The organism is Hyalangium sp. (genome assembly GCF_035629615.1).
Classification (GTDB): Bacteria; Myxococcota; Myxococcia; order Myxococcales; family Myxococcaceae; genus Hyalangium.
Genome location: NZ_DASPHO010000095.1, coordinates 1 through 12991 on the forward strand (window position 1 = coordinate 1; position 12991 = coordinate 12991).

The 12991-nt window shown below is 69.6% G+C and carries 12 protein-coding genes and 1 pseudogene; 8 read left to right on the plus strand and 5 right to left on the minus strand.

The window, feature by feature from the left end:
• A pseudogene (locus VD972_RS04290) lies at positions 1 to 739 on the minus strand (hypothetical protein); the annotation flags it as partial.
• A gap of 85 nt (positions 740 to 824) precedes the next feature.
• On the opposite strand from VD972_RS04290, the gene VD972_RS04295 reads away from it, so the two are divergent.
• Positions 825 to 1772 (plus strand): fatty acid desaturase family protein, encoded by a 948-nt coding sequence (locus VD972_RS04295; protein ID WP_324981157.1) that lies wholly within the window; start codon positions 825 to 827, stop codon positions 1770 to 1772.
• The gene (locus VD972_RS04300) at positions 1773 to 2411 is read left to right on the plus strand and encodes a hypothetical protein (protein ID WP_324981160.1); all 639 of its coding nucleotides are present in this window, start codon (positions 1773 to 1775) and stop codon (positions 2409 to 2411) included. It begins immediately after the preceding gene.
• 29 nt (positions 2412 to 2440) lie between these two features.
• On the opposite strand, the gene VD972_RS04305 is transcribed toward VD972_RS04300, so the two are convergent.
• From VD972_RS04305 to VD972_RS04315, 3 genes are all read right to left on the minus strand, one after another.
• Complete coding sequence (locus VD972_RS04305; protein ID WP_324981163.1) at positions 2441 to 2836, minus strand: STAS/SEC14 domain-containing protein; 396 nt, start codon at positions 2834 to 2836, stop codon at positions 2441 to 2443.
• A 109-nt stretch (positions 2837 to 2945) separates the two neighbouring features.
• Complete coding sequence (locus VD972_RS04310) at positions 2946 to 3434, minus strand: CinA family protein (protein ID WP_324981166.1); 489 nt, start codon at positions 3432 to 3434, stop codon at positions 2946 to 2948.
• Positions 3435 to 3450: 16 nt separating this feature from the next.
• Positions 3451 to 4455 carry a 3-oxoacyl-ACP synthase III family protein gene (locus VD972_RS04315; RefSeq protein WP_324981169.1) on the minus strand — a complete coding sequence of 335 codons (1005 nt, stop codon included), beginning with the start codon at positions 4453 to 4455 and terminating at the stop codon, positions 3451 to 3453.
• Between the two features lie 165 nt (positions 4456 to 4620).
• Here VD972_RS04315 and VD972_RS04320 point away from each other — a divergent pair, with 165 nt between their 5' ends.
• The 6 genes from VD972_RS04320 to VD972_RS04345 all read left to right on the plus strand — a co-directional run bounded on the left by VD972_RS04320 (position 4621) and on the right by VD972_RS04345 (position 12536).
• Positions 4621 to 6243: a thiamine pyrophosphate-binding protein gene (locus VD972_RS04320; RefSeq protein ID WP_324981172.1), complete on the plus strand. Its 1623-nt coding sequence runs from the start codon at positions 4621 to 4623 to the stop codon at positions 6241 to 6243.
• Positions 6244 to 6319: 76 nt separating this feature from the next.
• A complete protein-coding gene (locus VD972_RS04325) occupies positions 6320 to 6778 on the plus strand; it encodes an FKBP-type peptidyl-prolyl cis-trans isomerase (RefSeq protein ID WP_324981175.1) in 459 nt (152 codons plus the stop codon).
• 265 nt (positions 6779 to 7043) lie between these two features.
• Entirely contained in the window at positions 7044 to 9383 is a 2340-nt protein-coding gene (locus VD972_RS04330) for a GAF domain-containing protein (protein ID WP_324981180.1), read from the plus strand.
• A gap of 227 nt (positions 9384 to 9610) precedes the next feature.
• Complete coding sequence (locus VD972_RS04335) at positions 9611 to 10120, plus strand: hypothetical protein (RefSeq protein ID WP_324981182.1); 510 nt, start codon at positions 9611 to 9613, stop codon at positions 10118 to 10120.
• Between the two features lie 77 nt (positions 10121 to 10197).
• Entirely contained in the window at positions 10198 to 10848 is a 651-nt protein-coding gene (locus VD972_RS04340) for a DUF2378 family protein (protein ID WP_324981191.1), read from the plus strand.
• 50 nt (positions 10849 to 10898) lie between these two features.
• Positions 10899 to 12536 carry an acyl-CoA synthetase gene (locus VD972_RS04345; RefSeq protein ID WP_324981185.1) on the plus strand — a complete coding sequence of 546 codons (1638 nt, stop codon included), beginning with the start codon at positions 10899 to 10901 and terminating at the stop codon, positions 12534 to 12536.
• Positions 12537 to 12554: 18 nt separating this feature from the next.
• On the opposite strand, the gene orn is transcribed toward VD972_RS04345, so the two are convergent.
• Positions 12555 to 12991 (minus strand): oligoribonuclease (gene orn, locus VD972_RS04350; protein WP_324981188.1); only part of this gene is annotated, 437 nt, incomplete at its 5' end.

Here is a 12991-nt window from a genome sequence, read left to right on the forward strand (position 1 = left end):
AGTGCAGCACCAGGTCCACCAGCGTGATGGCCAAGGCGAGCAGCACCTGCCCCCGGCGCGTCCCTGGGGACGTCGACGGATCGGTGAGCATGTAGAAGACGAAGATGAAGAAGGAGGGCGCCCCCAGCGTGCCCAGGAAGAGCACCTCGGGCGGCAGGTGGTGCCGCATGATGTACGCGCGCAGGCCCGTCTGCGCCGCGTAGAACAGCAGGAAGCTCACCACCAGCCAGCCGCGCCCCACTCGGAACAGGAAGAGCACCAGCGCCGCCATGACGATGAAGGCCGACAGGGCCACCTCGCCATTGGCCCACTGGTAGGCGGGCGCCGAGGTGATGAGCTCGCGCGACAGCAGCAGCGACGTGGCCACCCCGAACATGGAGGGGTTGAAGACGTGCCGCCCCTCGAAGGTGAGCACGTACTTGGAGCCAATGGCCAGCCACACCGGCAGCAGCAGCAGCCAGCTGTGGTGCGAGTAGTTGAGCAGCAGCGCCAGCGAGCAGCAGGAGATGTAGCCGCTCAGCGGTACCACCTTCTCCCGGCGCAGCAGCCAGCCCAGCGCCATGTCCAGCACGCTGCCGGTGACGACGATGGTCGCCATCTGCGCGGGGCTGCGGTTGAACCCGAAGAAAGAGAAGCCCAGCACGCCGTACAGCGTGAGGAGGACCGCGAAAGGCAGGCGCGGGTCGTTCCAGCGGGGCCAGAGCCAGCCCCAGCGCTCGACGCGCGTCGGTGGGTGCATGCCCCGAGCGTGCCTTGGCAGGAGGCGCCCTGTCCAGCCGAGCCCCGCACTTGCCTCCCGTCCCCGCGCCCGCTTCACTGGGCCCGTGTTGCTGCCGTCCTCCTCCTCCTCCGCTCCCCCGCCCCTGCCGCCCCGCGCCCTCGTGCCGAGCGAGCTGCTGGTGCGCGCCCAGGTGCCGGAGCTCGTCCGCATGGCCGCCAGAGAGTGGGCCCTGATTGCTGCGTGCCAGGTGGGCATGGCCCTGGTGCCCGCCGCGGCGCCGCTGCTGGTGGCGCTCATCGCCGGCCGGCTGCATGCCTTCGGCGTCATCCTCCACGACGCGGTGCACCTGCCCGTGAGCCGCAAGAGTCCGGGCCTCTGGTTGCTGGAGTGCCTGGCGGGCTACCCCCTCGCCACGACGTGGAATGCCATGCGCTACCACCACCTCCGCCACCACCAGCACGAGGGGACGGAGCGGGACGCCTACGACAAGGTGCCGCCCGGGCCGTGGTGGCACGCGGTGCCCCTGTGGCTGTTTCTCATCCTCATCGTGCCCTTCTGGGTGGTGCGCGGGCCCGTGGGCCTGCTGGCCTGGGCCGTGCCTTCGCTGCGCAACCTCTATGGTCGCCTCTTCCTGCTGGACCGCTCCCGCGAGGAGCTCACCCACAGCGAGGAGGTGCTCGCCTGCGCCCGCGCCGAGGCAGGCCAGGTGCTCTTCCACCTCGCGGTGCTCGCGCTGGCGTGGCGCTGGCCGCACGCCGTGGGGCTCGGGTACGCGCTGCCGCTGATGGGAGCCTCGGCCCTGTCAGCGTACCGGCTGCTCGCCGAGCACACCCCCGCCCGCCACCAGGGCCGCACGCTCCAGGGCATCTTCATCTCCACGGCGGATCACGGCCAGGGGTGGCTCGGCCGGCTGCTGCTGGCGCCGCTCCACGTGGGGTGCCACATCGTCCACCACCTCCACCCCCAGGTGGCCACCCACCACCTGCCCCGGCTGCGCGCGTGGTACCTCCAGCAGTACCCCGAGCACTACCCTCGCCCCCGCCGCCTCTGAATGCTCTCGCCGCTCACCCGCACCCTCCTCCTCGCCCTCCTGGGCGTGTTCGTCCTGCTCGGCGTCCTCTTCCAGCGCAGGCAGAACCGCCAGGGCTCGCGCGGCGGCCGCATCTCCCCGCCCAAGGTGGCGTGGCTCTTCTACGCCGTCTACTTCTGGTTCATCGTCTGCCCGGCGGTGGCGCTGGATCCGGCGGTGCCGCCCGCAGCGCGCGGGGCGCTCGGCCTCTTCGGAGCCTCCATGTGGCTTCGCGGCGTCGCGGAGATGTACATGCTCTACGTCTCCAAGAGCTGGCGCCCGCCCTACGGCATTGGCCATGACGTGCTGTGCATCGTCCTGGTGCTGGGCGGCCTGGCCTGGCACCACGCGCACTGGACAGGCTCGCTCTCGCGTGTGGACCTCTGGGCGCTGGCGCTCGTGGGGCTGGTGCTCGTCAGCCTCGTCATCGAGATCCTCTACGCGGCCCTCTTCTTCCACGCGGTGGAGGGGGCCACGACAGGCGAGGAGGGCGTCTGGTTCGCCGATGAGGAGCAGGAGCGCTTCCGCCGCATCAACCGCCTCACCTTCACCTTCAACGTGCCCATGTACGGTGCGCTCGCGGCGCTGCTCGCGGCAAGCTTCGGGCTCGTCCCTGCATGAGGCGCCAGCCTCGCCGGCGCCTCCAGAACCTACGGGAGCTTGCCCTCCTCGGCGCCGTCTCCGTAGAGGAGCCACTGGCGCGCGGCGGCGTCATCCCAGAAGCGGCGGAGGATCTTGTCCGTGCCACTCTCGCGCGCCACGCGGTTGAGCTGCAGCGCGACGATCTGACTCTCCACCAGCTCGGCCACCCGCTTCACGCCCGTGCGCAGCCCCGTCTCTTGCACCTTGCGAAGGATCTCCGCCGCCTCGGGCGAGGCCGGCTTGAACGTGCGCACATCCGCTTTGACTTTGATGTCCCGCCCCGCGAGGGTCGGCGCGAGCTGCTTCATCTCCTCGGCGAACCGCTGCATCTCCTCCACGCGGATGTACCCGTCGAGGATGATCTCCACGATGCCGTTAACCTTGTCGACCTGAATCTGGTACACCCGTCGCTCCTTCGCTCCATCGCCGAGCCCAGGCAGAGAGCTTCCTTATCATACACTGACACCCGACAGCGAGCTTTGGGTCTGATCCCTCCACACTCTCGCTCCGGGTTCAAGGTCCCAATCTCTCGAGGATCAGGGCCAGCCCTCGCGAGGCCGCCGCGAGCCGGACGGCCCGGCGATCCCCGGGAAACACGTGGCGCTCCACGGTCAGCTCGCCTCCGCGGCGCGCCACCGCGAGGAACACGAGCCCCACGGGCTTGGAGGGCGTGGCTCCCCCAGGCCCGGCAATGCCCGTCTCGGCCAGGGCCACCTCCGCACGAGAGCGCGCCAACACGCCCTGGGCCATGGCGCCCGCAACCTCCGCGCTGACGGCGCCGTGCGCCTCGAGGAGCGCCTGCGGCACTCCGAGCAGCTCCTGCTTCGACTCGTTCGAGTAGGGCACCAGCCCCACGTCCACCACCGAGGAGGAGCCGGGGATGGCCGTCAGGCTGGCGGAGATCAGCCCTCCGGCGCACGCCTCCACGAGCGCCACCCTCAGCCCCTCGCGCCGGCACCGCTCGAGCACCCGCCGCGACTGCTCCTCCAGCTCCGCCTCCATGCTCACGCCTCCCGGCTCAGGCCTGCGAGCGCCGCAGCAACAGCACCCCGATGTGGAGCCCCGTGCCCGGCGAGATGAGCACCACATATTCCGTGCTCAGTTGCGCCAGGAAGCGGCTGAGCGTGACGGGGATGTTGGCGACGCCCAGGTTGCCGTACTCGCTGAAGGTGTCGAAGTAGGCCCCTGGCTGGAGGGCCTGCTTCCAGTGGTCCAGCATCGTGCGCGAGGACTGGTGGGTGATGAGCGTCACCTGCTCCGGGCGCAGCCCATGGCGCTCCAGCAGGGAGGCGACGAGGCGCGGGGGCTCGAGCAGCCCATAGTCCACGAAGGCGCGGAGGCCGGCGGAGGTAATCTCGTAGGTAGGCGTGGGCACGTGCTCGGGGCCACCCCTCGAGTCGGCCCGGGCCGCCATGGTCATCACCTCGTACAGCTCGCTCTTTGTATCGAAGACGGAGTCCACGAACTCCAGCAGCCCAGGCCCCGGGCCGATCACCGCCGCCCCCGCCCCGTCTCCCGCCACGTGCGAGTGCGCCTTCGTGTAGTCCACGTGGTGCGTCCAGTTGCTGCCGCACGCCACCAGCGCATGGGTGCAGCGCCCCAACGCGATGGCCTCCCAGGCCAGCACCGCGCTGGCGATGAAGGTGGTGAACTCGCTGTTGAGGGGGAGCACCATGGCCTGGGAGGACAGCCCCAGGTGCCGGTGCACCGCGAAGAGCCCGTTGGGCGTGAGCGCCTCCGAGACGGTGGCATAGCCATACAGCCGCTCCACCTGGTCGGGCCTCACCCCTGCCTGCTCCAGGGCCTGCCGACCGGCCGCCACCATGAGCTGCTCCACCGTCTCCCCGGGCTTCAGGTAGCGCCGCTCCTGAATGCCCACGAAGAGCTCCGCCTCCCTCGTCCCCTTGCGACGCTCGGCCTCGAGCAGCTCTCGGAGCACGGGATCTTCGTTGGTGCGGACATGTGGAGGTACCGCATACCCCAGTCCCACCAGACCTACTTTTGGCACCGTGCCCAGTGTCATCGCTCCGAGGTCCTCTCGATGGCGAGGCTCCGACAGAAACGTCCTCGTCAGACCCGAGGGGTTTTGAAACCCCCCAGTCTTCTCCATACGCTAGGGGCGATCCAGCCGCTTCCTCGATCTCCAAGAAATGGGGAGAAGAAGTTGCTGACCCTGGGAGCATTGCACATGAGGGCAGCCGAACACGCGTTGCGGTTCCTGGCCAAAGCGGGAGTCCGCTACATCTTCGGAATTCCAGGTGGTTCAGTCAGTCCACTGTTTGACGCTCTAAACGAGGTCCCCGAGCTTCAGTTCATCATGTCGCGCCATGAGGCGGCGGCGGCGCTCACGGCGGCCAGCTACGCCCGGAACTCGGGCCAGCTGGGGGTGGTGATGGCCGTGTCCGGGCCGGGGGCCACCAACCTGCTGAGCGGGTGTGCCTCGGCGATGCGCGAGCGCCTCCCGGTGCTGGCCATCACCGGGCAGGTGCGAACCGACCACATGGGGCTGAACGCGGCCCAGGAGTCCAGCCCGTGGACCATGGACATGGCGGCGAGCTTCCGGCCCTTCACCAAGGCGTCCATCCAGGTGCCCCAGGCCTCGGAGCTGACGCGCTCGTTGCGCATGGCCATGCGGCTGGCGCTCTCGGCGCCGCAGGGGCCGGTGCACCTGTCGCTGCCGCTCGACGTCCAGCGCGGCGAGGTGGGCACGCCGCTCGTGCCGGAGCTGGGGAGCATTCCCAGCGTGGGCGGGCTGAGCCAGGAGCAGCTCGCGCTGCTGGTGGACTTCCTGAGCGCGGATGCGGGCGTCATCCTCGCCGGCTCGGGCGTGAGGAAGGCCCGCGCCACCCAGGCGTTTGGCGCCCTGGCGCGGCGGCTCGGCTGGCCCGTGGTGACGTCGGCCGCGGGCAAGGGGAGCTACTCGGAGGAGGACCCGCTGGGCATGGGCGTCTACGGCCAGGCGGGCACCCCGGCCGCGCGCCAGGCGGTGGCCCGGGCCGAGCGCGTGCTGGTGCTGGGCAGCAGCCTGGGAGAGACGGCCACGGCGAGCTGGTCCTCGGAGCTCTCTGTCGGCAAGCGCATGGTGCACATCGACCTGGACCCGGCCGTCTTCGGCAGGCAGTACGAGCCGCACCTGGCGTTCGTGGCGGATCTGCGCGAGGTGCTGCGTCAGCTGCTCGCGGTGCTCCCCGAGCGCCCCCTGCCCCCCCCCCCGGAGAAGCCCACCGGGTCGAGCTCGGGCCTCATCATCGCCTCGCACCTGGAGGCGCTGGCCCAGGGCATGCCCCGGGACGTGCGGCTGAGCTGTGACATCGGCGAGCACATGATGTGGGCGCTGCACTACTGGCGCTCGTCCGAGGATGGCTTCGACATCTCCATCAACTATGGCGGCATGGGCTCGGGCATCGCCAACTCCCTGGGCTCGTACCTGGCGGACCAGCGGCCCACCGTGTGCCTCACCGGTGACGGCTGCTTCGCCATGCACGGCTCTGAGGTGCTGACGGCGCTGCAGTACCGCATGCCCATCGTCTTCGTGGTGCTCAACAACAGCAGCTACGGCATGGTGCGCTGGGGCCACCGGATGCTCTTCGGGCGCACCCAGGAAGAGTTCGACTATGGCACCATGGACATCGCCACCATGGCCCGGGGCATGGGCGCCCGCTCGTTCCGCGTGGACACCCTGGCGGACTGGCCGGCGGTGCTGCGCGAGGACCTGTTCAGCGGCGAGGTGCCGACCGTCATCGACCTCCGGGTACCCAACGACGACCCACCTCCCATGGGAGACCGGGTGCGGACCTTGAAGGGCGGCTGAGGCCCGCCTTCCCAGGCGGCGCCCCGTGAGCCATTCTCGCGCCCCACCCGCGCTCTCACCTGAAGAGGCCTGCCCCATGCTCCGCTGCCTGATGTTCTCCGTGCTCCTGCTATCGCTCGGCTGTGGCGAAGAGACGAACACGGGAGATCCGGCGCTCATCACCTACGCGCCGGCTTTGGGCGTGGACCTGACCGCCATGGAGCGCCGCGAGAGCGGGCTCTACCTGCAGGATGTCCGCGTCGGCACCGGCGACGAGGCCACCCGGGGGCGCCAGGTGACTGTCGACTACACGGGGTGGCTGCCGAGCGGGACTCAGTTCGACAGCTCCAGGTCCGCGGGCCGCGCCCCGTTCTCCTTCACCCCGGGCCAGGGCCGCGTCATCGACGGCTGGGAGGAGGGCGTCGTCGGCATGAAGGTGGGCGGGCTGCGCAAGCTCGTCATCCCCTCCGCGCTGGCCTACGGCGCGCAGGGCCGCAACTCCATCCCCCCCCACTCCGTGCTCATCTTCGACATCGAGCTGCTCTCCGTCCCCTGAGCCGCTTGTAGGGAATTTCCCCCTACCTCTGGAGTTGACCGGCCAGGCAACGAGGGCCCGGTCTACCTTCCGTTCCCGTTGAAGCAGCCAACCGCTCGCTGGGAGCGAAGCACCCCGGGGAATCTCCCCCTCCACCCGGTGGGTTGACCTGTACTCTCAGGGAGCATCGTGCCTCTGTCCTGAGCGCGCGTGGCGGGTATGCTGAAGGTCCTCGTAAAGGTGGAAGGGCTGGCGTTTGAACCCCCAGGAGAAGACTCTCGAGACCATGAAGTGGGCGCCTCGGCTGGGCGCTTCCGCGTCCAGCCTGGTGGGGGGACGGCTGGACTCTCCCGTTCCTCTCTGGGAGCTGGACGAGTCCCGGCGCCCTGTCGCTAAAGGGCACAGCGTCGACACGAGCGTGCTGCTGGTGGACGACAACCCGTCCAACATCCTCGCCTTGGAGGCCATCCTCGCGCCGCTGCAGGTGCGGCTGGTCAAGGCCCTCTCGGGCGAGCAGGCGCTCCGGCTGCTGCTCTCCGAGGAGTTCGCCGTCATCCTCCTGGACGTGCAGATGGAGGGAATGGATGGCTTCGAGACGGCCACCCTCATCAAGCAGCGCGAGCGCAACCGCAACATCCCCATCATCTTCCTCACCGCCTATGGCCGTGATGAGACGGAGGTGAAGGCGGGCTACGCGCACGGCGCGGTGGACTACCTGCAGAAGCCCTTCTCCGCGGAGGTGCTGCGCTCGAAGGTGTCCGTCTTCATCGAGCTGTCCCGGGCGCAGCAGCAGGTGCAACGCCAGGCGGAGCTGCTGCGCCGGCAAGAGGCCTTGTCTCGCGAGGCTGCACACCGGGCCGCCTACTACATCGCCCGGCTCCAGGGGCTCACCTCCCTGCTGGCGGAGGCCACCTCCCTGGAGCAGGTGATGGGGGCCCTCTTCGAGCAGGGGCTCGCCCCACTGGGCTCCCTCGCGGGCGCCGTCTGCTTGCTGGACTCGAGCGGAGAGACGCTCGAGGTGGTCCAGTCCCATGGGTACCGCGAGGAGGGGCTGAAGCGATGGCGGCGCATGCCGTTGACGCTCTCCCTGCCCCTGACGGATGCGGCCCGGGAGGCCCGGCCCTACTGGCTGTCCTCGCGCGCGGACTGGCTGGCGCGCTATCCGCACGTGGAGCTCGACGCCACCACCCACGGTGCCGCCGCGCTGCCCTTGCTCGTCAAAGGCCGGGTGCTGGGGGCCATCTGGCTCTCCTTCGTGAGCGAGCGGACCTTCAGCGAGGACGACCGGGCCTTCTTCACCGCGGTGGCCCATGCCTGCGCACAGGCCATCGACCGGGCCCAGCTCTACGAGGAAGAGCAGCTGGCGAACGAGCGGGTGCGAGCCTCCGCCGCGCGCCTCCAGGTGCTGACCGAGGCCTCGGATGCCTTCAGCGCCGCCCACCGCGATCTGCCCGCGCTCTTCGACGCCATCTCCCACCAGGTGGTGCGGCACCTCGGGGACTCGTGCATCCTCAACCTGCGCGCCGCGGAGGGAGACCTGCTGGAGCACGTCGCCGTGCGCCATGTGGATCTCGTCCTCCAGGAGCAGCTCCGCCAGGCGCTGGACGCCTCCCCGGTGCGGCTCGGCGAGGGCCTCACCGGCCGCGTCGCGCAGACGGGCAAGCCCTTGTGGGGCGCGGTCACCTCGCTGGAGGAGCTGCTCTCCCAGACGCCGCGAGCGTACGCCGCCGCGCTCAAGGACTTCGCCGTCTACTCCTACCTCATCGTGCCGATGCGGGTGCAGGGGCGCGTCATCGGGACGGTGTCCACCGCACGCTCCTCGCAGGGGCGTCCCTTCACGCCCGAGGACTTGCGGGTGCTGGAGGAGCTCGCGAGCAAGGCGGCGCTGTCCATCGAGAACGCCCGCTTCTTCCAGCAGCAGCAGCGAGATCAAGAGGAGCTGCGCCGCCGGACCGAGTTCGAGCAGCAGCTCATCGGCATCGTGTCTCATGATCTGCGCAACCCGCTGGGCGCCATCACCATGGCGGCGGGGCTGCTCCAGATCAGCCCGGGGCTCACCGAGAAGCAGCTCAAGGCGGCCCAACGCATCTCCTCCTCGTGCGAGCGGGCCACGCGGCTGATCCGAGACTTCCTGGACTTCACCCAGGCGCGCCTGGGCAATGGCATCCCGCTGAAGCGGCGGGCCATGGACCTGGTGGACGTCACCCACCACGTGGTGGACGAGGTGCTGCAGGCGCACCCGGAGCGGCAGGTGCACCTGGAGCCGAGCGGAGCCTGTAACGGAGAGTGGGATCCGGACCGGATCGCCCAGGTGCTCACCAACCTGGTGGGCAATGCGCTGGCCTACAGCCCGCCGGGCACTCCGGTGAGCGTGAGGACCCGCACGGAGCCAGGGTCCGCCCTGCTCGAGATCCACAACCAGGGCACGCCCATCTCGCCCGAGCTGCTCCCTCGCCTCTTCGAGCCGCTCACGCGGGGCACCCCCACCGTAGGGCAGCAGAGCCGCAGCATCGGCCTGGGCCTCTACATCGTCCGGGAGATCGTCCAGGGCCACGGCGGCACCGTGGACGTGGCCTCCTCCATGGAGACCGGCACCACCTTCACCGTGCGGCTGCCGTGCGTATAACCCACTGACTTGGAAGTGAGGACCCGACCTGTTGCGTCGGTCCTACATGAAGCCATGTGCGGTCTTGTCGCCTCTTTTCTGATCGCGGGCGCCGTGCGAGTTTCACCGTGGCGTCCTGGCGCAACCGGTTGTCGGTTGAACAGAAGCCAGCCAACGGCCGCTGCCCTTTCAATCCGCCCACCGCCTCACACGCCAATCCGCACGTCCGCCATTCCCGGAGGGGAAAGTTGAACACGCTCACCTTGGCCACGGAAGTTCAGGAGAGATCCTTCCTCACGTACGCGCGCGTGCTGGCGACGCAGATCCTCTACCTGACGCCGATCTTCTGGCTGCTGGAGCTGACGCAGAACCAGCTCTTCCGGATCGCCCAGGGTGACTGGGGGTGGGTGTACCCGGCCTCGCCGTACCACTGGTTCTCGTTCGCCAGCCTGATGATGTGGGCGGTGGGCATCGGGCTGATGTGGACGCTGCACTACTACTGGTTCTACCCGAAGCGCCTGCCGGTGTGGCGGCGCGTGGCCTACGGCACCGTGATCGCGTGGTGCGTGGAGTGGCTGGGCGGCTGGGTGGCGGACAAGGTGCTCGGCACGCCGCTGCAGGTGTGGACGGGCTCGCCGCTGGTGTACGTGAGCTTCGGCGCCATCTTCTTCTGGCTGAGCAACATCACCATCTACCACATGCTCACCGTGAACGCGGTGGACCTGACGCCGGACTACGACGCTCCGGCGGACAGCTGAAACTCCCGCTCGCCCACTGACACTTCCCCCTGCGAATACATCCCCCCACGAAGCCCCAGGAGCAGAGCGTGCACGCCATGCCTCTCGAGCAGCCTCGACGCAAAGAGCCTGTGGCCTTCGACCAGCTCATGGAGGGGCTGCTGATCCACGCGATGAAGGATCGGCTGGACGGGGAGGCCCGGCGGCGGCTGCTGGCCCTGGGCGTGGATGTCACCCGGCCTCTGCTCAGCGCCTATCCCCTGGTGACGCTGCTGGGGACGCTCAAGCTCTGCGCGGAGCTGCGCTTCCCGGAGCTGCCTCGCGAGGAGGCGCGGTACCAGCTGGGGCTCCGGGCGCTCGAGGGGTTCGGCTCCACGCCCATGGGCAAGGCGCTCTTCGGGATGGCGCGCACGTGGGGCGCCCGCAGGATGCTGAGCCACATGACGCGCGTGTTCCAGACGGGCATCAACTTCGCGCGGGCCCAGTCGCGCGAGCTGCCCAACGGAGACATCGAAGTCACGGTGGAGGTGCTGCAGGACTTCCGGTCCGCGATCACCCACCGGCCGGGGCTGGATCCGTACTTCGTGCGCGGCATCATCGCGCAGCTGATCGAGGTATGCGGGGCAGGCCTCCCAGTCGACTTGCTGCCTCCCACGGATCCGGACGGGCTCAGCTTCACCTATCGCGTGCCCATGTCCCAGGTATCGGTCCACCCGGCGACGCCAGTACCCCTGGTCCGCGTGCAGTGAGCCACGGCTCGGGCGCCACGGCCCGGCGGAGCGGGTAGGCTCGGCGCGCCATGGCTCCCTCCGACGTGCCCCTGCTACCTGCCGAGACGGACGACGACGACCCTGACGAGCCTTCCTCTCGAGGTCCGCACAGCCTCCTCCAGGTATTTCTGGAGCACGCCCGGCGGACACCGGATCGGCTCGCGCTCATCTTCGGTGCTGAGCGCTACACGTACGGCGAGCTGGCCCGCCGCGTCACCGCGTTTGCCCAGGCGCTCCTGCGCCGGCGCAAGGGACTCGGTGAGAGTGTGGCCCTCTTCCTGGAGAACAGCCCCCAGTTCGTCATCGCCTACCTCGGCGTGCAGTACGCGCACGGCATCGTCGTGCTGGTCAACACGGCCTACCGGCAGGTGGAGCTGGATCACATCCTCACGGACTCGGAGACTCGCATCTGCGTGACGGGAGCCGCCGGAGCCGCCGAGCTGGCCCCGCTGCTGCCCGGCCTTCCCGCGCTGGAGTGGCTCATCACCGTGGAGCCACCGGACACTGCGCTCCCGTCCTCGCTGCGGGTGGACTCCTTCGGTGCGCTGCTCGCGGAGCCCATCGAGCCGGAGCGCATCATGTCCGTGCCTGGAGACATCAACATCGCCGTGCTGGGCTACACCTCGGGGACCACCGGCCGCTCCAAGGGCGCCATGCTGCGGCAGAGCCACCTGCTGTCCAACATCCGGGCCGTCACCGAGGCCTGGCGCTGGACGGACGAGGACCGGCTGCTGCTCGCCCTGCCGCTGTTCCACACGCATGGGCTCATGGTGGGGCTGCACGGCACCCTCTATACGGGCGCCAGCGTGGACCTGCGCCGCCGCTTCGTGGCCTCGGAGGTGCTGGAGGCGCTCCGGGATGATCCGGCCATCACGATGTTCTTCGGCGTCCCCACCATGTACGGGCGGCTGCTGGAGGAGTCGCGGCGGACGGGGGTTCGTCCCCGTCCCCTGCGGCTGATGGTGTCGGGCTCCGCGCCGCTCAGTCCCCAGCTCTTCCAGGAGATCGAGGCCGAGCTCGGCCATCGCATCCTCGAGCGCTATGGGATGACGGAGACGATCATGAACACCACCAACCCCTACGAGGGCGAGCGGCGCCCTGGCACGGTGGGCATGCCCTTCCCCGGCCAGGAGGCGCGCGTGGTGGACGTGCGCACGCGCAAGCCGGTGCGGGACGGGGAGGCGGGAGAGCTCGAGGTCCGTGGCCCGCACGTCTTCTCCGGCTACTGGCGGCGGGAGGAGGCCACGCGCGAGGCGTTCGAGCCGGACGGGTGGTGGTTCCGCACGGGAGACCTGGGCTTTCGGGACACAGACGGCTACTTCCACATCACCGGGCGAGCGCGAGAGCTCATCATCAGCGGTGGCTTCAACATCTACCCGCGGGAGGTGGAGGAGGTGCTCGCCTCGTGCCCCGGAGTGGCCGAGGTGGCGGTGCTGGGCCTGCCGGACCCCGACTTTGGCGAGCAGGTGGTGGCCGTGGTGGTGCCTGCGGCGGGACAGCCCGCACCGGAGGCACAGGCCCTGGTGGACTGGTGCAAGGACCGGCTGGCCAGCTTCAAGAAGCCGCGGCGCGTGGAGCTCGTGGACGCCCTGCCGCGCAACGCGCTGGGCAAGGTGCAGAAGCACGTCCTGCGAGAGCGGCTCAGCCCGCCCCCGAAGCGCGCCTGAGCCGCGGCCCGGCCCACCCTACAGGGGGGAGCTCGAGGGGTGAGGCCGGAAGAACGTGTCGCGGTAGTAGGCGAGCTCGGCGAGGCTCGAGCGCAGGTCCGCCAGCGCGGTGTGCCCCGATGGGCTCTTGCGCGGCTCCGGCAGGTCCGGGTACCACGCCCGCGTGAGCACCTTCAGGCTCGTCACGTCCACCATCCGGTAGTGGAGGTACCGCTCCAGCATCGGCATGTACCGGAACAGAAAGCGCCGGTCCGTGTGGATGGAGTTGCCGCAGAGGATGCCCTCTCCCAGCGGGCAGTGATCGGCCACCAGCGCCGTCACGTCCCGCTCCGCGATCCGCAGCGAGATGGGCGAGCTCTTCACCCGCGCCGTCAGCCCGTTGCGCGTGTGCATCTCCCGCACCACCGGCTCCATCCGCGCCAGCACCTCCTCCGGCTGCCAGACGACGCGCTCTA